At 34.3% G+C, this 19,206-nt stretch carries 34 protein-coding genes; 32 read left to right on the forward strand and 2 right to left on the reverse strand.

All coding sequences use genetic code 11. The features are described 5' to 3' along the window. Together QUF91_RS00005 and QUF91_RS00010 are read left to right on the forward strand one after the other, a co-directional pair. Positions 1–803 (forward strand): ImmA/IrrE family metallo-endopeptidase (locus tag QUF91_RS00005; protein WP_289416361.1); only part of this gene is annotated, 803 nt, incomplete at its 5' end. A gap of 33 nt (positions 804–836) precedes the next feature. Further along, positions 837–1,538: a serine--tRNA ligase gene (locus tag QUF91_RS00010; protein ID WP_289416363.1), complete on the forward strand. Its 702-nt coding sequence runs from the start codon at positions 837–839 to the stop codon at positions 1,536–1,538. 816 nt (positions 1,539–2,354) lie between these two features. On the opposite strand, the gene QUF91_RS00015 is transcribed toward QUF91_RS00010, so the two are convergent. Further along, the gene (locus QUF91_RS00015) at positions 2,355–3,542 is read right to left on the reverse strand and encodes a tyrosine-type recombinase/integrase (protein ID WP_289416365.1); all 1,188 of its coding nucleotides are present in this window, start codon (positions 3,540–3,542) and stop codon (positions 2,355–2,357) included. A 353-nt stretch (positions 3,543–3,895) separates the two neighbouring features. On the opposite strand from QUF91_RS00015, the gene QUF91_RS00020 reads away from it, so the two are divergent. After that, positions 3,896–4,069: a hypothetical protein gene (locus QUF91_RS00020; protein ID WP_289416366.1), complete on the forward strand. Its 174-nt coding sequence runs from the start codon at positions 3,896–3,898 to the stop codon at positions 4,067–4,069. Here the strand turns inward: QUF91_RS00020 and QUF91_RS00025 are convergent. Further along, positions 4,061–4,435, reverse strand: a complete 375-nt coding sequence (locus QUF91_RS00025; RefSeq protein ID WP_289416367.1) for a helix-turn-helix domain-containing protein — start codon at positions 4,433–4,435, stop codon at positions 4,061–4,063. The genes QUF91_RS00020 and QUF91_RS00025 overlap by 9 nt on opposite strands. Positions 4,436–4,587: 152 nt before the next feature. On the opposite strand from QUF91_RS00025, the gene QUF91_RS00030 reads away from it, so the two are divergent. From QUF91_RS00030 to QUF91_RS00170, 29 genes are all read left to right on the forward strand, one after another. Then, entirely contained in the window at positions 4,588–4,764 is a 177-nt protein-coding gene (locus QUF91_RS00030; protein ID WP_289416368.1) for a hypothetical protein, read from the forward strand. A 94-nt stretch (positions 4,765–4,858) separates the two neighbouring features. Next, on the forward strand, positions 4,859–5,620 hold the full coding sequence (locus tag QUF91_RS00035; protein ID WP_289416369.1) for a Rha family transcriptional regulator: 762 nt from the start codon (positions 4,859–4,861) through the stop codon (positions 5,618–5,620). Between the two features lie 5 nt (positions 5,621–5,625). Then, complete coding sequence (locus tag QUF91_RS00040; protein WP_289416370.1) at positions 5,626–5,796, forward strand: helix-turn-helix domain-containing protein; 171 nt, start codon at positions 5,626–5,628, stop codon at positions 5,794–5,796. Between the two features lie 127 nt (positions 5,797–5,923). Beyond that, positions 5,924–6,349, forward strand: coding sequence for a hypothetical protein (locus tag QUF91_RS00045; RefSeq protein ID WP_289416371.1), 426 nt, complete (start codon positions 5,924–5,926; stop codon positions 6,347–6,349). Beyond that, positions 6,333–6,488, forward strand: a complete 156-nt coding sequence (locus tag QUF91_RS00050; protein WP_289416372.1) for a hypothetical protein — start codon at positions 6,333–6,335, stop codon at positions 6,486–6,488. The genes QUF91_RS00045 and QUF91_RS00050 overlap by 17 nt, the downstream gene beginning before the upstream one ends. Positions 6,489–6,502: 14 nt before the next feature. After that, the gene (locus QUF91_RS00055; protein ID WP_289416373.1) at positions 6,503–6,652 is read left to right on the forward strand and encodes a hypothetical protein; all 150 of its coding nucleotides are present in this window, start codon (positions 6,503–6,505) and stop codon (positions 6,650–6,652) included. 3 nt (positions 6,653–6,655) lie between these two features. After that, a complete protein-coding gene (locus tag QUF91_RS00060) occupies positions 6,656–6,922 on the forward strand; it encodes a transition state genes transcriptional regulator AbrB (RefSeq protein ID WP_289416374.1) in 267 nt (88 codons plus the stop codon). Between the two features lie 8 nt (positions 6,923–6,930). Continuing rightward, positions 6,931–7,113: a hypothetical protein gene (locus QUF91_RS00065; RefSeq protein ID WP_289416375.1), complete on the forward strand. Its 183-nt coding sequence runs from the start codon at positions 6,931–6,933 to the stop codon at positions 7,111–7,113. Further along, positions 7,110–8,216 (forward strand): hypothetical protein, encoded by a 1,107-nt coding sequence (locus tag QUF91_RS00070; protein ID WP_289416376.1) that lies wholly within the window; start codon positions 7,110–7,112, stop codon positions 8,214–8,216. The genes QUF91_RS00065 and QUF91_RS00070 overlap by 4 nt, the downstream gene beginning before the upstream one ends. Then, positions 8,216–8,779, forward strand: coding sequence for a host-nuclease inhibitor Gam family protein (locus QUF91_RS00075; RefSeq protein ID WP_289416377.1), 564 nt, complete (start codon positions 8,216–8,218; stop codon positions 8,777–8,779). The genes QUF91_RS00070 and QUF91_RS00075 overlap by 1 nt, the downstream gene beginning before the upstream one ends. Positions 8,780–8,789: 10 nt before the next feature. Then, entirely contained in the window at positions 8,790–8,996 is a 207-nt protein-coding gene (locus tag QUF91_RS00080) for a hypothetical protein (protein ID WP_289416378.1), read from the forward strand. Between the two features lie 16 nt (positions 8,997–9,012). Next, on the forward strand, positions 9,013–9,405 hold the full coding sequence (locus QUF91_RS00085) for an organic solvent tolerance protein OstA (protein ID WP_289416379.1): 393 nt from the start codon (positions 9,013–9,015) through the stop codon (positions 9,403–9,405). 21 nt (positions 9,406–9,426) lie between these two features. Continuing rightward, the gene (locus tag QUF91_RS00090) at positions 9,427–10,125 is read left to right on the forward strand and encodes an AAA family ATPase (protein ID WP_289416380.1); all 699 of its coding nucleotides are present in this window, start codon (positions 9,427–9,429) and stop codon (positions 10,123–10,125) included. Positions 10,126–10,127: 2 nt separating this feature from the next. Further along, positions 10,128–10,622 (forward strand): DUF669 domain-containing protein, encoded by a 495-nt coding sequence (locus QUF91_RS00095; RefSeq protein ID WP_289416381.1) that lies wholly within the window; start codon positions 10,128–10,130, stop codon positions 10,620–10,622. 74 nt (positions 10,623–10,696) lie between these two features. Beyond that, complete coding sequence (locus QUF91_RS00100; RefSeq protein ID WP_289416382.1) at positions 10,697–13,072, forward strand: phage/plasmid primase, P4 family; 2,376 nt, start codon at positions 10,697–10,699, stop codon at positions 13,070–13,072. 294 nt (positions 13,073–13,366) lie between these two features. Continuing rightward, complete coding sequence (locus tag QUF91_RS00105; RefSeq protein ID WP_289416383.1) at positions 13,367–13,792, forward strand: hypothetical protein; 426 nt, start codon at positions 13,367–13,369, stop codon at positions 13,790–13,792. Between the two features lie 114 nt (positions 13,793–13,906). Further along, a complete protein-coding gene (locus QUF91_RS00110) occupies positions 13,907–14,278 on the forward strand; it encodes a beta barrel domain-containing protein (protein ID WP_289416384.1) in 372 nt (123 codons plus the stop codon). Beyond that, positions 14,275–14,814: an ERCC4 domain-containing protein gene (locus QUF91_RS00115; RefSeq protein ID WP_289416385.1), complete on the forward strand. Its 540-nt coding sequence runs from the start codon at positions 14,275–14,277 to the stop codon at positions 14,812–14,814. The genes QUF91_RS00110 and QUF91_RS00115 overlap by 4 nt, the downstream gene beginning before the upstream one ends. 5 nt (positions 14,815–14,819) lie before the next feature. Further along, the gene (locus QUF91_RS00120; RefSeq protein ID WP_289416386.1) at positions 14,820–15,059 is read left to right on the forward strand and encodes a hypothetical protein; all 240 of its coding nucleotides are present in this window, start codon (positions 14,820–14,822) and stop codon (positions 15,057–15,059) included. Continuing rightward, a complete protein-coding gene (locus tag QUF91_RS00125; RefSeq protein WP_289416387.1) occupies positions 15,040–15,426 on the forward strand; it encodes a hypothetical protein in 387 nt (128 codons plus the stop codon). Before QUF91_RS00120 ends, QUF91_RS00125 begins: the two co-directional genes overlap by 20 nt. Beyond that, positions 15,417–15,644, forward strand: coding sequence for a hypothetical protein (locus QUF91_RS00130; protein ID WP_289416388.1), 228 nt, complete (start codon positions 15,417–15,419; stop codon positions 15,642–15,644). The genes QUF91_RS00125 and QUF91_RS00130 overlap by 10 nt, the downstream gene beginning before the upstream one ends. Beyond that, positions 15,631–15,783: a YopX family protein gene (locus QUF91_RS00135; protein ID WP_289416389.1), complete on the forward strand. Its 153-nt coding sequence runs from the start codon at positions 15,631–15,633 to the stop codon at positions 15,781–15,783. The genes QUF91_RS00130 and QUF91_RS00135 overlap by 14 nt, the downstream gene beginning before the upstream one ends. Next, positions 15,784–16,023, forward strand: coding sequence for a YopX family protein (locus tag QUF91_RS00140; RefSeq protein WP_289416440.1), 240 nt, complete (start codon positions 15,784–15,786; stop codon positions 16,021–16,023). Continuing rightward, positions 16,010–16,537, forward strand: coding sequence for a nucleoside triphosphate pyrophosphohydrolase family protein (locus QUF91_RS00145; RefSeq protein WP_289416390.1), 528 nt, complete (start codon positions 16,010–16,012; stop codon positions 16,535–16,537). The genes QUF91_RS00140 and QUF91_RS00145 overlap by 14 nt, the downstream gene beginning before the upstream one ends. A gap of 31 nt (positions 16,538–16,568) precedes the next feature. Then, positions 16,569–16,859 carry a hypothetical protein gene (locus tag QUF91_RS00150; RefSeq protein ID WP_289416391.1) on the forward strand — a complete coding sequence of 97 codons (291 nt, stop codon included), beginning with the start codon at positions 16,569–16,571 and terminating at the stop codon, positions 16,857–16,859. Positions 16,860–16,977: 118 nt separating this feature from the next. After that, positions 16,978–17,505: a CopG family transcriptional regulator gene (locus QUF91_RS00155; RefSeq protein WP_289416392.1), complete on the forward strand. Its 528-nt coding sequence runs from the start codon at positions 16,978–16,980 to the stop codon at positions 17,503–17,505. 45 nt (positions 17,506–17,550) lie between these two features. Then, complete coding sequence (gene thyX, locus QUF91_RS00160; protein WP_353957830.1) at positions 17,551–18,336, forward strand: FAD-dependent thymidylate synthase; 786 nt, start codon at positions 17,551–17,553, stop codon at positions 18,334–18,336. A gap of 37 nt (positions 18,337–18,373) precedes the next feature. After that, a complete protein-coding gene (locus QUF91_RS00165; protein WP_289416393.1) occupies positions 18,374–18,793 on the forward strand; it encodes a transcriptional regulator in 420 nt (139 codons plus the stop codon). Next, the gene (locus QUF91_RS00170; protein WP_289416394.1) at positions 18,793–18,960 is read left to right on the forward strand and encodes a hypothetical protein; all 168 of its coding nucleotides are present in this window, start codon (positions 18,793–18,795) and stop codon (positions 18,958–18,960) included. Before QUF91_RS00165 ends, QUF91_RS00170 begins: the two co-directional genes overlap by 1 nt. The last annotated feature ends 246 nt before the right edge of the window (positions 18,961–19,206 follow it).

Genomic DNA, 19,206 nt, shown 5'->3' on the forward strand with positions numbered 1-19,206 from the left:
ATATTTTTTATCGAAAGGGTGATAAGATGTCAGAAAAAATAAAATTCACTGATCTTCTAATGGAGTTTGGTGAACAATTAGCTGAAATTACAGCTAGGCGTATGTTAGAAAATAATTTCGGTTCATCCACTTTTATCGGAGCCTATATTGAGCAGTTTGTGAGAAATTTAAGTAAATCAGCAATTATCTATGAATATATGAATGATCCATTTTTATTTGGTGGGAAAGTTCAATATTATAAAGATGGAAAAGAAGACAGTTATGTTTTTATTAATACATATCAATCGTATAGAGTTCAATACTTTACTTTAGCTCATGAATTATTTCATTTAACTCCTGAGCATGAGAAATTAATTAAAGCGTTTGATGCGAACAATTCTAACAATGATGAAAATCTAAAAAAAGTCGTTGAACGTTCAGCGGATCGTTTTGCAGCGACTTTATTATTACCGGAAAACTTAGTTAAAGGTATTTGGGAAAAACTCATTGATGAAGTGAAAGACCAAGAAAGAATTATCTATAACCTTGCAGACATGAGTTGTGCACCGTATGAAGCTGTTGCGAGAAGATTAGTTGAGTTAAACTTACATACATCAAGAAAGTTAGACAAATCATTTAAAGACAAAATCAAGAATTATAAAGATAGTGATTGGGAAAAAGAGCGCATTGATTTTATGGCTATCCCTAGTCCTCTTGATATTGCAATAATTGATAATGAAAAGCTGTATAAGCAAAGAATAGAAGACACTACTCCTAATCCCTCAACTTCTGATGAAGAAGATCCGTTGAAGGAATTTTTATAGAATAGTACTGGTTATAATTGGAAGGTGGTGAGGGTGAAAATGAAGAAGGGATACGGCTTACGTAATACCAATAAAGTATTAGACGAAAATGTATTTTTTAGTACTTACTACTCTAATGATTTTAGTTTTATACGATTATTGGACAAACTAGGTGGTATTATGTTCGTAGATGCTGCTGTTCTTGATGAATTGTTAGTAACCAATAAATTTCGACCGATTTTAACCGATTTATTTCAGCGGGGAATATTGATGTTATGCGATCCAGAAAATAAATATTCAGAAATTTCCGATAAAGTCGAATTGACAGATGAAGAACGAAGTATTTATCGTTTTGAACTAAGAAATATTAGGTCTGAATTCAACAAAATTGAAGCAGCTAAATCTAAAGCAAATCCTAATCGTCGGAAACCTAAAAATGATGGGGAAGCTGCATCACTTGCTTTAGCTAGAGTTCTGCATTTACCCATTATCTGTACAGATGATACGAGCGTTCCGCATGTAATTAAACAGTTAGAATTGCAAATTGTAACTAATTCTGATAGTGAAGAAAAATCTGAGTTTATTCGAACATATGGATTATATGATTTGTGTGAAGAGTTAATTATAGGTGGGGTAGTCACAAAGACAGCGTTGAAAAAAATCTATAAAAATGCAATAAAAGGCGACCGGAATGAAGAACATAAGTTGGGTAAATTCAACTCAATTCCAGAACCAGTAAACATAACGGACAAATGAAATACATATTAGAGGCTAGGACAAAACCTCATTTTTCTGCAGCGAAATTGGAGTAGAGCGCAACGCAGCGACAGAAATCTTTAATGAGCTGCAGTTTTGAGATTTGTCGAGAACTTTTGATTGTTTATCCAACTTTATCGATTTATCAACCAACTTTTTTAATTTATCGACCAACTTTTGAAAAATATCGACATCTATCTTCATGCAACGCTCTCGGACCGCACTAATGATTTACGTCGCTTATGACAAAAACATATTTTTTTACGCAAAATTTAAAAACTTAACATCAAAAAACGCGAGAAATCAACGTTTCTAAATTGAATTATCGTGCTTTTTAAGGTTTTGACCAGTTTTGTCCCACCCACTTTAAATTTTTCTTTAAATAATTGAACTGAGATTTTATTCAGAGGAAATAATTGGTGGAGTGCCCAATGAGAAGTAAACACCAGAATTACTTTGTTTTATGTTTTGAAACAATCTTTTAAAAAACATCCTCTCTCATGCGATTTTAAAACACACGATATGCACACGACACGAAAATCACATAAAAAAATCACCCTCCAATAATGAAGGGTGATTTGTTCAAAAGCCGTGTGGCTGTAAGATTAAATTAAAAAAGCCGCGTATGCCGTAGTTATTATAGAAAGTTTTAAACCACCACTCCTCAAATGTGAAAACCAGTGTGTTAATACATGTTAAGTAATATCGTAAATAGCTGTAATAAAAGGTTTTTGTGTTATTTAAGTGTTGTGTTTTATCAAATTTAATTTGGGGTTATCGTAAATTTTAACCCCAAATTAACCCCATTAACCCCAGTTATTTAACATTGGTATTGAATAATACTTCCAACTTATCAGCAGCAGCGCGATCTGCTGATTTGAAAGCATGTCCATAAGTATTCATGGTGATTGAAATATCTGAATGTCCTAAGCGCTCAGAAATGATTTTAGCATGTACACCTTGAGCAATTAACAACGATGCAGATGTGTGACGTAAATCGTGCAACCTAATATATTTAAACTTATTAGCCTTAAGAAACTTACTCCATTTATTTGTAGGGCTAGAAGGATGTAAATGATGTCCTTTTTCATTGCAGAAAACCCATTCATATTTATCTTCTTCCCATTGGTCAGCATATTTCAATTTGTTTTTAACCCATTGTTTACGATACCTTTTTAATTCCTCAATCATACTTGAAGGTAATGTAACGATACGTTTAGATGTTTTTGTTTTAGTTGTTTTAATATGAGGACCAGTTTTTGTTAACACAATTGTTTGTTTAATTTCGATTTGATTATTAACAATATCAACATTCTTCCATTCAAGACCTAATAGTTCACCTCTACGTAATCCAGCTGCTAATGCCAATGTAAACATAATCCTCCAGTGTTCAGGTTCATGTTGAACAAGCTTCATCAATTGAGCAATTTCATTTTCATCATATACTTGTAAATCTGCATGTTCATATTCTGTATCGTTAGGTTTCGGCTTTTCGATACCATCCATCGGATTGTTTGCTATGACTCTCCATTTCGTTGCGTATTTAAAAACACTTTGGAGAGTTCTATAAATATCTTGTTTTGAATGGAAAGATAATTCGCCTTCTTTTCCATCTTTACGTTTTAAGTTAGACAATAGATCAAGGAGAATAAGTTCATTTATTTTGTTTATTTCCATGTGTCCTATAACTGGAAGTATATGATCATTTAATTTTCGTTGATGATTTCCATAAGTTGTGCCAGCGAGAGTAGAAGCATATTTCTCTTCCCATTGTTTTGCGAAATCAGAAAAAATCATCTTTTTCGTCTCAATGAAATTACCGGAAAGTACTTCATTTTTAAATCTTAAATACTCGCTATCCAAATATTCTTTAAGTTGTTTTGGGGTATATTTGCCTTCTACAGTTATTGATTTTCTTTTTTTAGGATACTTTCCTTGCGCATCTTTTGGAAGGTATACTGTGAAGCGATAAGAATTGTCTCCTCGTTTCTCAATATTAGCCATTTCGTTACCTCCTTTGTCGTTATTTTCTTGATTATAACAGAATGAAATTATTTTCATGTGAATTAAAGCTATTTGGAAGAAAATACATTACAACATGATTCACCATTTTTCGATAAATAATGACAAATATTAAAACATTTTAGTCGGAGGAAATGTATAACGAGGAAAATATTTCTTCATATGTCGAGTCACGTAATGTAAAAGCTTTTCACAAAATAATAATTTATGTATACAATATAATTGAAAACAAAAATGTCGAATGTTGTGAAATTTGTATTGATTCCTTTGTTACATAATTATTATTGATTAAGAACAAGTGTTCTTATATAATTTAAAAATAAGAGGTGATTGGCGTGAAAAAAGAGCTGATTAAGTTAATTGAAAATTCAAGTGCAGAGATTACAATTACAAAAGAACATTTGGGAATTGTTGAAATGTTACTACAAATTTCCACACCTGTTAGATTGGATAATCTTTTGTACTTAACAAAAGCCAATTATAAAAAAGAAAAAAGCAGCTCAATTTGAGTTGCCTTTTTTCTTTGCGTTCATTAATCTTATTAAATTAAGAAATGTTTCTAATTCCTCATCACTTAATTCGTGAGCTTCAATAATTAAATCCCTTATCTGTTCATTTCCACGTTCCATTGCGTCAGTAACTATATCTGCATATAGCTCTTTAGATGATATGAACATCTCACCTTCTCCAGTTCTAAGCCATTCCTCATTTATGTTAAAACTACTACATAAATGTTTGATAAAAACATCATTAGGTGTCACTTTTCTTAATTCATAACTTGCTATCATAGGTCGTGTAACAGATAAAGCCTCTGCGAATTTATCTTGTGTAAGGTTTGAATTTTTCCTCACTAATTTAATTCTATCCCCTAACATTTTGTTCACCTCTTTTTCTTTATATTCTTATTATATACAAACAATTATGTATTCACAACTACAAAATAAAATAAAATTTTGTGTTTATGTATTTACAAATACTTTTATTCGTGATAAATTGTATTCACAACTACAAAAGAGAGGTGATAAATATGGAAAAGCAACATAGTGATCGAGAAAATACATTCAGACTTCTGTTGGCAGAATCATTAGAACTTGATAAAGAAGAAATTCCGATGGCTAGAGGTTTCTTGATGGGTTTAAAAGCTCAAAGACATTTAAAGAAAGATTTGGGACCAGAAGAAAACCTTAATCAAAACATTATCTAATGCACTCAGCTAAAATCCTAATAATCTAGCATATTCAAACTTATAGCTTATATGACGGTAGCAACGTTAATAAAGATCATAAGGAGAAAATATAGTGGAAATTGCTAATTTAGACGGTCAGTTAGTGATTGATAGTCGAGATATTGCAGAAATGGTCAGTAGACCACACAACGATGTATTGAAAGACATTCGAAGAATCGTTGATCAATTAGGTGAGGGAACTTCTTCCCAGTCCTATTTTATAGAATCAACTTATACAAACAGTCAAAATAAAGAGTTGCCTTGTTTCTTATTAACGAAGAAAGGTTGCGAACTATATGGAACTCGTATGACTGGAGCGAAAGGTACTCAATTTGCTGTAGCATATATTGACCGTTTCAATGAAATGGAACAAACATTACTTGACCAGCAACCAGATTATCATCTTCCCTCTACATTCAAAGAAGCGCTCTATACGCTCGCTGAATCTGTGGATGAAAACGACAAGCTTAAACAGAAAATAGAAAGTGATCGTGAAAAAGTTGTTCTAGCTAATGCAATCACCACAAGTGATGAAGGTCTTCTAATTGAAGGTGCTGCAAAGTACATGCGGCAAAATGGTGTAAACATTGGGCGTGACAGATTATTCAAATGGTTGCGTGGACAAGGTTATTTAGTTAGTCGTCAAGGTCGAGAGTTTAACAAACCTACTCAAAAATCATTAAATCAAGGGCTGATGAAAATACATGCCCAACAGTACTTTGATTCAGAAGGTGAGTTAAAAGTTAATAGACAAGTAGTTGTTACAGGAAAAGGTTTGATGTTCTTCATTAATAAATTCTTACATGATGGACAACTAACTTTGAGATTGGAGTGATCAATTTGGAAAAAATCACATTGTCAGTTGATGAAGTAGCTAAATTACTTGGTTTAGGTAAAACAACCATTTATACGATGGCTCGTCAAAATGAGATTCCGCACAAAAAAGTACGTGGACGAATTTTGTTTCATCGTCAAACTATTGAAAGTTGGTTAGGTGGTGAAACCAATTGAAAATCAAAGTAGCAGAGTGGTTGGCATTACCAGTTGAGCAACGTTTAGCTTTAATCAGCAATGCGATTAATAAAGCAGTAGCAGCACGTCAAAAGTAAAACTATCAAACTATTTGGAGGTTATGAGAATGCAACCAATTATAAATGTAAAAGGTACAAAGTTATCAGTAGTTTCAATTCATTATCGTGCGAATGGGAAGCCTTCCACAGTTTATGCAGCAGATGAAAATGGCCGTGAATCACTATTTGTTGAAAAGTCTCAAAGCCAATATGATGATCGCCCTCATGTTGCTGTGGAAAACTTGGCTGAATTGCTTGAGTATCCAGATGCTAATAAACAGATTGTGGATGACTTAGTTGAACTAGTTAAGGATTCCAAAGACCATTTGAAAGTATTGGGTAATCAAATAATTCAGGAAGTGTTAACTCATGATGGGTTACCGTTTGGTGATAGTGCATTACCAAATCTAGCAAAAGAGTATAAGGAACAAAGTGATTATATTGATGGGGTTGTATCAGCACTGGAGATAGTTAAACGTGACAACTATGCATAAGCAGTTGAAACGCAAAGCGGTAATCCAACAACTGAATAAACTTGGCATCCACAGTGTTGAAGGACAACCACTTGAAGATGCCATTTACACAAAGTTACTAAAAACATTAGCTCGTAAACGTGCATCACAGGATTGCTAGGAGGTGAATAACTGATGATACAAGTTTACTGTAATGATGAAAACGGCATAAACAAATGGTTAAAAGAGAACCACAATCTGGTTGATATTATCGATGTAAAAATCGCAATGAATAATGATGGCGAGTGGATAATGGTTGTTTATAAAAAATTAAGGAGTGAATGAGTGATGAAATCAACAGGAATTATTCGTAAGGTAGATGATTTAGGTCGTGTGGTAGTCCCAAAAGAATTACGTCGCACATTAGGGATTGAAAATGGTGATCCACTCGAAATCTTTATCGATGGTGACCAAATCATTTTAAAGAAGTACAAGCCAAATATGACGTGTATAGCGACTGGTGAAGTCTCTGATGATAATTACAGTTTGCTAGGTGGCAAGTTGATATTAAGTCGTGAAGGTTTAGAAAAGCTTCTTGATGAGATTGAAAAGTAGGTGATTCTATGCGTATAGGCTACACACACGCTGATTTATACGATAGAGAATCAGATTACTATCAAGACATCGAAGATGCACAAAATGCCCAAATAGAGGCACAAAAAAACTCGTCAAAGGCGGGAACCAATGGCGAGCGTGAAAATTTTATAAATGACACTGGTATTGTACCACAGGAGGATGTTAAATGACAAAATTTAATGTTGGGGATGAATTAACGTTCCTTAATAATACAAGCTCTTTTTTCACTAAAGGTAAAAAGTATAAAGTTATCAAAATTGATAAAACGATGTATAGCTTTATTGATGATAAAGGAAACAAGCATCATTGGGATTTTGATAAAGCACACAAAGCGTTTGGTGAAAATTCATCGAAAAAACAACGTATCACAGCATTAGAAAATGAAGTAGCTGAATTAAAGTTAATTGTTCATGAATTACGTGGTAAGAAATCGATTGAGCCTTCCACAATTAATACTGTGGAGGACATCATCGAATTTGAAGGTAAGCAATATCGCAAGGTTGATCGTGAAGCACGTGAAGGTGATGTGGTTGTATTTGATAAAACAGTAAATTTCAAAGGCGATGAAATTGTAACTAAAGGTCAGCTTTACAAAGCTAAAATAGGTGTCCTTGGTGAACTTGCTTTTGTTGATAATGAAGGCACTCCACTGAATGTTTATGATGGCGGTATTACTAAATTCATACCTGAAAATGTTAGTGTTTACGAACTAATCGAAGCCAAACCACTAACACCAAATCAAAAACGTGCTGTGATTATTGAGAAGGCTAAGAAGTTTGTAGAGGACAACAAAACGGAAATTACAGGAGAAGCGCTTTACGGCAAGTATAAAGGCAAGGTTCAAACTTGGCGCAGCATCTATGTATTCGCAAATAAATCAGGGAAACATGCTTGTAATGTTGAGTTTGTAGTCGATGCAGAAAAACGTACAATCACTGCTTTGATGCGAGGTGTTGATACAAATAACCTTTACGAAGAAGCTACTGCAAAATGCAATCCAAATGACGTATTCAACGAACACATTGGAAAAGCAATTGCGTTAGGACGAGCACTAGGTCTAGATGTTAGTGAGTTTGAACAGGCGGTGCAGCCAAATGAAATTGCAGTAGGTCATAAAATAGAAGGTAAGTATAAAGATTTTTTTGACATCACATCGATAAGTGAAACTAGATTCGAGACAAATCCAGGTATTGGTTTTCACAAATGGCGTTTTGATGAAGGTGAATTAAAAATCATCAACGACACTAACACTAAGTATGGAGGTGTTGAATAATGTTAGCAAACAAACTTGAACAATTAGACGAGCAGTTACAAGACAACTCGGTTGAATTAACAAAAGAAGAAGTGGTTGAGCAATTTAAAATCGATGGTTTAGATTCAGCAGATTGGGCATTACGCAAAATTGCTATTAACAATAAAGCACTACAAGAAAAGGAAGAACTTTTCGCTAAGTATGAACAATGGATTAAAGCAGAACGTGCTAAAACAGAACGTGATAATAGCTTCTTTGAATATTTACTAACGGATTATCATGCGCGTATTTTAGCCGAAAATCCAAAACAAAAATCGATTAGCACACCAAACGGTAAAGTTCAATCTACTACTCGCAAGCCAGCAATCGTTAAGCCGGAAAAAGATAGCCTTCCACAGTTGATTGAGTATGCAGAGCAAAATGAATTTGCTGATTTTGTGGAAGTCAAAAAGGAACTAAAGTGGACTGAATTTAAGAAGGAATTAACACTAACAGACGATTTGAAAGTCGTTGATTCTAATGGTCAAGTCGTTCCAAACATTCCGATTTCAGAAGGCGGCACAACATTTAAAATCACAACTTAGGAGGGTAATCATGGTACAAGTAAATGGCTTAACAGATGCATTAACAGAAGTTGATAACTTTAAAGATTCAGCAGTTTCAGAAATAAATCATGCATTAGACACACTTTCTGACATCGATTTCACAGTCAATTCAGAAGAAGATGTCCAATATATCGAATCAGAAGTAAAAAGCGCAATGGATGCTTTGAAAGAAGCACTTAGTACATTAGAAAGCTAATTAGGAGGAAAAACACTTGAAAAAATTACTTAATCAAAAAGAACAATGGTATGCAGATACAGCAGAAGATGCAGAGGAAATTGTTACTGAAGCGAAAGAAAATGAAGCGTTAGTTATGAAAAAAATCAGCGAAAAATACAACAAATACGGTCAGTATTTCCTTGTTGATTTAACGTACCAATATGGCACACCTAAAGAGGTAATGGAAGGTAAGCCGAAGGATGATGCTCCAGATGGTCAAATGAGCATTGAAGAAGTACATGAAGGTGTACCATATACAGTCAATCAAGATGGCAGTGTAAAAGTGGAAAATAATGATGAAGAATTGCCAGAGTTCGAAGATCCATTCGCTGATAAGGAAGAGGAAGAAAAGAAAAATGATGTCGATGATGAGAACTTGCCATTTTAATAGAAAAGGAGTGTGGAAGAATTGGAATTAACGAATGGAGCTCAAATCACTAAAAGTAAAAAAGCTCACATCATCATGTATTCGAAACAAGGTGATGGCAAAACAACGGTAGCTGGATTATTACCAGGCAAAACATTGGTGTTCGATATTGATGGTACAAGCCAAGTGTTAGCAGGTTATGAAAATGTCGATGTAGCGAAGATTGATGGAGAAAACCCTCGTGAAAGTATTCTTAAGTTTTACGCAATCGCTAAAGCTAACATCAAAAAATATGACAATGTTTTTATCGATAATCTTACGCACTATCAAAAGTTATGGTTGCTACAAAAAGGAGAAAAAACAAAAAGTGGTATGCCAGAATTGAAAGATTATGCATTACTGGACAACCATCTATTGAAGCTTGTTGAAACCTTTAACAGTTTAGATGCAAATATCATTTTCACATCATGGGAAACAACACGCGAAATCATTGAAGAGGGCGGTACAAAGTATAACCAATTCATACCTGATATTCGGGATAAAATTGTAAATCATATCATGGGCATTGAACATGTGGTTGCTCGTTTAGTAAAGAAAGCAGATGGTACACGAGGTTTCATATTAGAGGGCAATCAAAGCATGTATGCGAAAAACCACTTGGATGATCGTAACGGTTGTTTACAAAATGAATTATTAAATATTGGAAGTATGCCTTCCACAGACAATAAGGAGGAAAAATAATTATGGGTTTCAAAATTAATTTCGACGAAGAGAATGTATCATCAGGTGAATTTCAATTAGTAGCAGAAGGGAAATATGAAGCTGCAATAATTAACGCCGAGGCTAAAGAGTGGCAAGGTCAATATTCAATTGGATTTGATGTAGAAATTCGTTCTGATGTTGATCAAAAACATCAAGGAGCAAAAGTTCTGTATAACACGCTTTATTTAAGTAGCGATAAACCTGAATACGCTGAAAGTACAGAAAAGAAAAGAAACTCATTCTTAGTAGCTTGCGGTTATAGCGGTAAGCAAAGTCTTGATTTAGATGAAGTAGTTAAAAATATCATCGGTAAAAACGTATTAGTGTATATCAAGCATGTGGAGGATAAAAATGATAAGGAACGTAAATATCCACGAGTATCATTTGTAGCACCTTCTAAAGTGTCCAAGAATGAAGATCCGTTTGCTAACAACAAGGGTCCGATTGACATATCCGAAGACGATTTACCATTCTAAAAAACTTAATAGAGAGGTCTGTTTTAGGCGGACTTCTCTTTTTTATACAAAAAAACTGGTGAAAAGGTGAAAAAATGAAAGTACCAATCAATTTTAATGAAATACCATCTGAATTAAGGTCACTTTCCCAGTGGATATTGTGGAAGTCAGAAGAAAAAGGCGGACGATATACAAAAATACCGTATCAAACAGATGGTAACGAAGCTAGAAGTAATGACCGAAGAACATGGTCCACTTTTGCAACTGCAGCTAAATTCTATATGGAATCAAATGCAAATGGTATCGGCTTTGTATTCTCGCGTCAAGACAACTATATCGGTATTGATATTGATAAATGCGTTACGTATGCAGCAGAGGATACAGATAAAGTTAATCCGATTATAAGTGATTTTGCTAAAGAAATTATAGATACACTGGATAGCTATACAGAGTTTAGTGTGAGTGGTACTGGCATCCATATCATCATCAAGGGGAGCCTTCCACAAAGTGTGGTGGGTACAGGGCGTAGAAGTACAAAACGTGGCTTAGAAATTTACCAATATGGTCGTTATTTTACAATGACTGGGAATCGTGAAAATTCAAATGAAATTTATGATCGTACAGATGAGTTGGCCGAGATATTTGAAAAATATTTTGATGACAGCGATGTACAAGGTCGAGTCAATTTAGCAGAGTTTGAAAAAGACGAAATCAAGCTATCGAATGAAGCGCTTTGGGAGCGGATGTTCCGTAGTAAATCGGGCGATGAAATACGCTCTTTGTATAACGGAAATTTAACGAATAATGACCATTCATCCAGTGATTTATCATTGTGTAATCATCTTGCATTCTGGACAGGTAAAAGCTCATCAAGAATGGATTCGATGTTTAGAGAAACAAGCCTTATGCGCGACAAATGGGACAGAATCCATTTTAGCGATACTGGTGAAACATATGGTGAACGTACCATAGCAGAGGCTATTACCTCAACTACAACTACCGTATTGGACCACAAGCATGAAGAAGAATATGCTGAGTTCGATGTGTCATTCACAGTTGATACAGTAGCAGATGATGTAGAAAAAAAACCGAAAAAGAAATTCCGACTTAATGAATTAGGAAATGCCGAACGTATTGCGTATGAATATGGCCATGTAATCAGATTTGTTGGCGATACAGGACATTGGTATTTATGGGACGGAAAACGATGGAAAGTTGACCGGGCAATGCAGATTGAGCGTATAGCAAATAAAGTTTTGCGTGAACTTGAAAAATCAGATAACGAATTAGAAGTAAAATGGGCACGTAGTTGCGGAAAGAGGAATATACGTATGAATAGCATAAAAGATTTAATGCCATTAGTACCAGCTGAACGTGAAGAGTTTGACCGCCATAAATATTTATTCAACGTAGATAACGGAGTTATTAATTTACGTGATGGCAAGTTACAACAACATGATCGTGAGTTGCGGTTATCAAAAATATCAAATGTTCCTTTTGATGAAAAAGCCGAATGTCCAACATGGTTAAACTTCCTGGATCAAATTTTTAAAGGTGATAAAGATTTAATTGAATATATGCAACGATTAATCGGTTACTCACTTACAGGTGATATTTCTGAGCAAGGTATGTATTTTCTTGTTGGTGGAGGCTCTAATGGTAAATCAACATTTGTGAATACTGTTAAAAATTTAATGGGCGATTATGGATTGCAAACTAAATCAGATACGTTTATCAAGAAAAAAGACCAAGGCGCAAATAACGATATTGCGAGGTTGGCCAGTGCGAGATTTGTATCAGCAGTTGAATCGGAAGAAGGCGAGAAATTACAAGAATCACTTGTTAAAACAATAACTGGTGGTGAGCCGATATTGGCCCGATTCTTACGACAAGAATTTTTTGAATTTATTCCAGAATTTAAAGTCTTCTTTACAACAAACCATAAACCGATTATTGGCGGTGTGGACGAAGGTATTTGGCGCCGAGTAAAAATCATTCCTTTCACTTTGAATTTAAAACCACATGAGCGAGATAAAAAACTTGAAGAGAAATTATCACTCGAGATGTCAGGAATTTTGAATTGGGCGCTTGAAGGTTGTTTGAAGTGGCAACAATCAGGTTTGAAAGAGCCAAAGGTTGTGGTGGATGCAACAGGAAATTACAAAGAGGAAATGGATATTCTTGCTCCGTTTCTTAGTGAAATTTGTTATACAGATGAACCGAAGAATGAAGCAATTCGAATTGAAGCACAAGAATTGTACAAGGTTTATGACAATTGGTGCTTTAAATCTGGAGAGCGCCAAATTGGAAATCGATCGTTTTATCGCATGTTAGAAACGAAAGGTTTCGGAAAAACGAAAGGTGCTGGAAATAAAACATTTTTGACAGGAATTACCTTAAATGAACGAAAGCCAGTTACTAAAGAGGTTACTGAAAATGAAGAAACAGGTGGTTTCAAGCTCTCTTACTAACTATCAGGAGTGTTAAATAACTTTCAATAACTTTTTATAAAATCAGTCATACCAAGGGTTTAAGAGTTGTTTTTTACTACTTTAGTTATTTTAGTTATTTGTTTTTAGGTTAATTAAAAAAATAAAAAAATATATAAAGATATATATAGAGCGGTAATACAAAAAATGGATAACGAAATTAACTATTTTCCTTCAAACACTTGTGGCTGTAAGAGCGAAGTGAGTTATCGTTTAATAACTTTCGTTAACTTATGGGGAATTTGATAATTTTCAGTAACTAGGTGGTGGGAATAATTGGTTTTACGTATATTATCACTAATTTGGAAAAATGGTGCTGAAATATATCGGGATGAATCGGATGGTAGATTAGCTTTAAAAAATGCGAGGTTGGTTCCAGAGGATGTATTAAAAGCAGCTGATCCGATTTTCGGTGAAATAGAAAAGTGGTTTAAGTCATGGGAAGAAGCTAAAGCAATCGATAAACACATTCGAATGATGATACATCAAGCTTGTGGATGGCAACACAATCCGAAACTCAATGAATGGATATGCGAGGACGTTGATGCATTGATGTTGTTCATGGAGTGGCAAGAAACGTTAGCCAAAAACGGATGGAATGATATCTATGAAGATTATCGACAATTTGAAAATGATGAATCAAATGTGATGAAACAAAAAATATATGAACGTGCTATTTTATACGCTAATCAAAATAAGTGATTTGAAGACGTTTTAAGACGTTTTAGAGGACGGGTGATAAATATATCAAACTTGTAAAAAGAACGCTTGTACGGTGCTTGTTTTAAGCGAAAATGAGGAGGTAAATAGATTGGTATGACTAAATATGAAAAATTAGAAGTTGGACAACGAATTTGGATTGAATCAATTTGGTACTTCTACACAAATCGTGACCGTTCAATAAGTGAATACGAAATTGTTGAGGCAAATCGTAATAGTGCTTATGCAGTTAGAGTTAATAACCTAGATAAAGACAAACCTTATCGTGATCGTATAGACCAAAGAACGCGCAAAATAAAAGGCTCGGGTTCATTCGGTGTTGGTGAAGTCTTTCGGGAGAGTAAAGAGGTATTTGAAGCCGATGTCAAGCGTGTAAATGATACAGAGATTGCTAGAGAAAAAGCGATAAAAAAGGTGAATAAGATGTCACTAGAACAACTCGAAGAATTGCTAGGTGATGTTCAATGATTCACTACGCTTACACCAATACTGAAATAGATAAAATCATAAAAACACTCACAATCGTAATAGACACTCGTGAGAAATCGAATGAGCATATCAGAGAATATTTCGTAGCACGGGATATACCTTTTCGAATTAAAAAATTAGATGTTGGTGATTACGGATGTCTTATTCCTAAAAACGATGAATTAGGAATACCAAGAGATATTTATCTCAATAGTTTCGTTGAACGCAAAAACGGAGTAGATGAGATTACTGGCAACTTACAAAAAGATACACAGCATGCATTTGAAAATGAATTGATTCGTAGTCAAGGAAGTCGATTTGTGCTTTTTGTTGAAGAATTAGATTTTGATGAAAAAATAGTTGCTGGTGATTACCGTAGCGCATATGATCCTAAAGCATTGAAAGGTCGATTGGAATCATTTAAAGCTAAGTACAATTTTGAAATTGTTCCAATGTCCAAAAAAATGATTGGTCACAATATTTACAACAGATTCAAACAGCATATGAAATTAGCTTTGAAGAAAGGTGCTTTCTAATCATCGTGAACATGCGCAATGGGATTCCTATTGTTCAGTCGGTGAAAAGTAAAAAACAACTACAGAGAAGATTGTGGAAGGCCATTCCCAATCCATTTACAAAGTATATCGAGATGTTTATGACGGTCGATGGATGCGAAGTGAGTATTTCCATACCTTACGATTTTGAATATGTTCAGCAGTATATAAATGAGGGTTGGATTGAGAGAGGAGTGTGGGATGTAGATGAACGCAAAAATGCTTGAGAAACGTAGGGAGATTATTAAGAAAATCGATGCTCTTTCATCAAAATGTAATTGTCACACAGCCATTGAATTTAATAGCTGTCCGAATTGTAAAGAGATTACTAAATACGGTCAATTATTACTCAAACTAGTTAATAAACGAAAGTCTAACAATATCGTTGAATTAGATGATTTCATTCCAGTTAAAAACTCAAAGGTTCAATTAACAAAACAAAAATATCTTAAATTAAAAAGTGCTGATAAAACAGATAAGGAAATTGCTGAAATATGTGGTGTATCTCCAGGAACAATTAAAAATTGGAAAATAGCAAATAACATTGTAACCGAACGTGTTATAAGAAGGAGTTATAAAAAGAAATGTCAATAGAAGAACAAATCTTAGCAAATCCAGTATTACGAGATATGCAAAACTTACTAGAATTACAGACTGCAAAAGGACTTGCAAAGTATGGAACAACAGTCAATCCAATGGATTACACAACTATTCAATGGATTGAACATGCTAGACAAGAGTTAATGGACGAACTTGTTTATTTGACAGTTTTAAAACAGAAAATGGAGGAAATGCAGAATGAGAGAGATTAAGTTTCGTGCATGGTATCCTTTGAAAAATAAAATGATTTACTTAGAGGAATGTAGAGCAGATAAATGGTTTTGGTTCTTTAATGATGTAACGCTAAAACGTATGGAATACACAGGCCTTAAAGATATGAATGGTCGTTAAATTTATGAAGGTGATTTATACAAGTACACACTTTCTCATGATATGTACGACCCTGAATCATCTGGTCACACATCTTTTGAAGTAGAACATATAAAAGCAGTTACTTTCGAAAATGGTGCATTTTATCATGGTGCGGATTTACTTTCAGATGTAGTTGAGTATGATGACACTTTGAAGTATGTAGGTAACATCTACGAAAATCCTGAACTACTGGAGGAATTACAAAATGGAACTAAATAAATTTCAAGAGTTATCAAAGCGAACAATGCCGTTTAAAGGTGAACCGAAAAACCCTATTGAGTATGAAAATGGCTTAACGAATTACGCCATGGGATTGATTGGTGAATGCACCGAGGTATTAAGTGCTGCTAATGATCGTGAATCGATTCTGAAAGAAATAGGTGATGTTTCACATTACGCTTTTGGGATATTAACGTATCTGGGTGAGACATACGAGCCACTAGCTAACTATTTTGTGGAAGGCACAAAGGAAAAGTTGATTGAAAAAATCTTAATTTTATCAGGCGACATTTCAGAACAAGTTAAGAAATTCATATTCCATCGTCATGAATTAAATTCGAGTAAAGTCAAAATAGCATTAAAAATGTTAATCGAAAATTTGGTTGTTCTTGCTGAGAAATACGATTATTCACTTGAAACTATTTGCGAAATGAACATCGATAAATTGAAAATGCGTTATCCGGAATCATTTAACACAGAAGATAGTAAAAAGCGTGTAGATACGGTGCAGTAGAAAGAAAATGCGAAGTAGGAAGGTGAATCTTTTGAGCAATACAACAACTGAATTGAACGTAAACCGTCAAGACAATATCGGAAAAGTCATTTTGCGCTTTGCTAATCGCATCGATGATAAATTAGAAATCAAAGTCCGGATAGAAGGACATATTTATCAAGAAGCAAATCTCCGTATTGAGTGGCAAGATCTAAAAGATGCTGGAGCAATTAAAACTAAAGGTGCTTTTAGTAAAGCAGAAAGGTGGATGAATAATAACAAAGACTTTGTATTGAAGTTAATCGATACCCAGTATCCAACTTTTTGGGAAGTCTTTTACTAACTATTTGAAACAAATTGTTCAGTACTCTTTTGAAAAAGGTTACCGAAATCAATTGTATTTTCTGTTCTAGGTGATATAATTTGATTAAGGTAACTTCAATCAAAAGGGGACGTATTACATGAATGAATTATTAAAAATGACAAAACCAAAACTGAAAGAGTTGTACATTCAAAAGTTAAAAGAAATAGAGTCATTATTAGGCTTGTTAGAAGAGCAAAGTATTCCAGTAACAACTGAACTCATCATTAACTCAAATTACTTAGAAAGTCGTTCTTACAAAGATCCAGATGAGTTTGGTCATAAGGTAATGAAAAAAGAGAACTACGCATTAGATATTGAAAAATTTCAGTCTCTTATAGATGCACTTGAAAAATTAAAGCAAGAATATGAAATAGGTAACCAAAATCAAAATGGTGATAAGGATTTAGAAAAAAGTAACTTAATTCAAACCGAGAATGAAAAGAGTAACCTAAATCAACGTGGTGGCAAAAGAAAAGGTGCTGGACGAAAAGCGTTCGGGATAACTAAAAAGGTATCATTGACACTTTCAGAAGAAACTTGGAGCGAAATAGGTGTTTTAATTGGTAATGGTTCAAATCAATCGGAGGTTTTAAGAAGCCTTATAGAAAAAGGATTGAAAAGTTAGTACTGCACATTTTGAGTAAATAAACAAACAAGGTAGGTGCTGCACATGCAAAAAATGAAAGTAATTTTATTAGGACACACGCAATTAGTGGATAAAATAACTAGTAATTTATTCATGAAAGGATTAGAAGAGTGTTGCTGGGAAGATGACCCGACAAGTGGACAAGTAATTGCACTAGCAGCTATACGACAATGCTACTCACATAAAACGGCATTAGAAGTATTAGAAACGGAATCAGAAAAATATTTCGGTGATAAAGGCCAAGAAGGAAAACGATTATTTAATCACATCGTTAAAAGTGGACACACATCCACTATGGAGCATATCAACTTTACATTTACTGTGGAAGGCGTATCACGTGCATTACTCGCTCAATTAACAAGACATCGCCAACTATCATTTAGCGTTCAATCACAAAGATATAACAAGCTTAGTAGTGACAGTCGTAGTGGTGGGTTTGATTATGTTGTGCCTGAAATTTTGGACTATAAACACGAAAGATTTAAAAATTATGACGAAGAAAAATATACAAAAGAGTGGAATAAGACTGTTGAAGCCAACGAAATATTCGAAGGTTTGATGCATGAAATCCAGTGTGCGTATGACGAATTAATAGCATTAGGCATTCCACAAGAAGATGCACGAGCAGTATTACCAAACGCAACAACTTGTAATTTAGTCACAAGCGGAAACTTGCGGTCATGGTTAGAATTTTACAACAAGCGTAAAAATGGCAATGGTGCACAACATGAAATCGCGGAATTTGCCGAGCTCATTAAAAACGAAATTATAAATGTTGAACCTTGGACGAATGACTATTTCGGATTGTAAGTAGTTATAAAACCATATCTTCAACTGTGGAGGGTATATGAGCAAACTATCAAGAAATGATATACAAAAACTTGAAGATTATTGGATTAATCTTAATGAATATAAAAAACTATTACAGTTTCGTGAATGGGAGTTACTTAATCCTCATAAAGAAACAGATACAAACATTGGCGGTGGTCGTAGTAATAACACATCTGATACAACAGGGCGAAAAGCTATGATTCTTGCAGAAGATACACTGTATCAAAATTTAAGTCGTATTGTTTCAACCATTGAGAATATGTACGAGAAATTAGATCATGACCAGAAAACAATTGTTGATATGCGCTATCGGGATAAATTAGAGTGTTACGAGTGGCAGCATATCGGTGATGCATTATATATGTCAGTACAGCGAGTATTACGTAAACGGAATGCGTTGATTGATGAAACAGCTAGAAGATTGGGGTGGGTATGATGCACATAATACAAGCAATAGAACAAATGCAAGCCATGCTACGAGATGTTTCTCCGTTGCTATGGGAATATAAACAAAACTTGAAGAAGCAAGGTTTCACAGAGCAACAATCTTATGATTTAGTGAGAGATTATCAAAAGATAATGTTCACACAAAACAACAAATAAAAACGTAATTGTGGCATATAGCGAATTACGCTATAAACCATGTTAAATTGATATTGTGATAATTTTCAAAAGCGCACGGAAATGCGCTAATAAAACAATGCATTGCATAATAGCACGTTGCTTGTACGTGCACTTTAAAAACAAGTGTGAAAGGTCGTATCTAACAAGGTGCGGCTTTTTATTATGCCTTGAGATGTCTGGTGCATGTTGAACCAGATATGTAAATATAAATTGTGGAGGGCGAAT

The sequence above is a fragment of the Lysinibacillus sp. G4S2 genome, from assembly GCF_030348505.1.
GTDB lineage: Bacteria > Bacillota > Bacilli > Bacillales_A > Planococcaceae > Lysinibacillus.

Excerpts from the sequence above, each read along its gene's own strand:
- QUF91_RS00015 (WP_289416365.1), bottom strand. The coding sequence starts at position 3,542 with ATGGCTAATATTGAGAAACGAGGAGACAATTCTTATCGCTTCACAGTA.
- QUF91_RS00025 (WP_289416367.1), bottom strand. The coding sequence starts at position 4,435 with ATGTTAGGGGATAGAATTAAATTAGTGAGGAAAAATTCAAACCTTACA.
- QUF91_RS00030 (WP_289416368.1), top strand. The coding sequence starts at position 4,588 with ATGGAAAAGCAACATAGTGATCGAGAAAATACATTCAGACTTCTGTTG.
- QUF91_RS00045 (WP_289416371.1), top strand. The coding sequence starts at position 5,924 with ATGCAACCAATTATAAATGTAAAAGGTACAAAGTTATCAGTAGTTTCA.
- QUF91_RS00055 (WP_289416373.1), top strand. The coding sequence starts at position 6,503 with ATGATACAAGTTTACTGTAATGATGAAAACGGCATAAACAAATGGTTA.
- QUF91_RS00060 (WP_289416374.1), top strand. The coding sequence starts at position 6,656 with ATGAAATCAACAGGAATTATTCGTAAGGTAGATGATTTAGGTCGTGTG.
- QUF91_RS00065 (WP_289416375.1), top strand. The coding sequence starts at position 6,931 with ATGCGTATAGGCTACACACACGCTGATTTATACGATAGAGAATCAGAT.
- QUF91_RS00070 (WP_289416376.1), top strand. The coding sequence starts at position 7,110 with ATGACAAAATTTAATGTTGGGGATGAATTAACGTTCCTTAATAATACA.
- QUF91_RS00075 (WP_289416377.1), top strand. The coding sequence starts at position 8,216 with ATGTTAGCAAACAAACTTGAACAATTAGACGAGCAGTTACAAGACAAC.
- QUF91_RS00080 (WP_289416378.1), top strand. The coding sequence starts at position 8,790 with ATGGTACAAGTAAATGGCTTAACAGATGCATTAACAGAAGTTGATAAC.
- QUF91_RS00095 (WP_289416381.1), top strand. The coding sequence starts at position 10,128 with ATGGGTTTCAAAATTAATTTCGACGAAGAGAATGTATCATCAGGTGAA.
- QUF91_RS00100 (WP_289416382.1), top strand. The coding sequence starts at position 10,697 with ATGAAAGTACCAATCAATTTTAATGAAATACCATCTGAATTAAGGTCA.
- QUF91_RS00110 (WP_289416384.1), top strand. The coding sequence starts at position 13,907 with ATGACTAAATATGAAAAATTAGAAGTTGGACAACGAATTTGGATTGAA.
- QUF91_RS00115 (WP_289416385.1), top strand. The coding sequence starts at position 14,275 with ATGATTCACTACGCTTACACCAATACTGAAATAGATAAAATCATAAAA.
- QUF91_RS00125 (WP_289416387.1), top strand. The coding sequence starts at position 15,040 with ATGAACGCAAAAATGCTTGAGAAACGTAGGGAGATTATTAAGAAAATC.
- QUF91_RS00130 (WP_289416388.1), top strand. The coding sequence starts at position 15,417 with ATGTCAATAGAAGAACAAATCTTAGCAAATCCAGTATTACGAGATATG.
- QUF91_RS00135 (WP_289416389.1), top strand. The coding sequence starts at position 15,631 with ATGAGAGAGATTAAGTTTCGTGCATGGTATCCTTTGAAAAATAAAATG.
- QUF91_RS00145 (WP_289416390.1), top strand. The coding sequence starts at position 16,010 with ATGGAACTAAATAAATTTCAAGAGTTATCAAAGCGAACAATGCCGTTT.
- QUF91_RS00155 (WP_289416392.1), top strand. The coding sequence starts at position 16,978 with ATGAATGAATTATTAAAAATGACAAAACCAAAACTGAAAGAGTTGTAC.
- thyX (WP_353957830.1), top strand. The coding sequence starts at position 17,551 with ATGCAAAAAATGAAAGTAATTTTATTAGGACACACGCAATTAGTGGAT.
- QUF91_RS00165 (WP_289416393.1), top strand. The coding sequence starts at position 18,374 with ATGAGCAAACTATCAAGAAATGATATACAAAAACTTGAAGATTATTGG.
- QUF91_RS00170 (WP_289416394.1), top strand. The coding sequence starts at position 18,793 with ATGCACATAATACAAGCAATAGAACAAATGCAAGCCATGCTACGAGAT.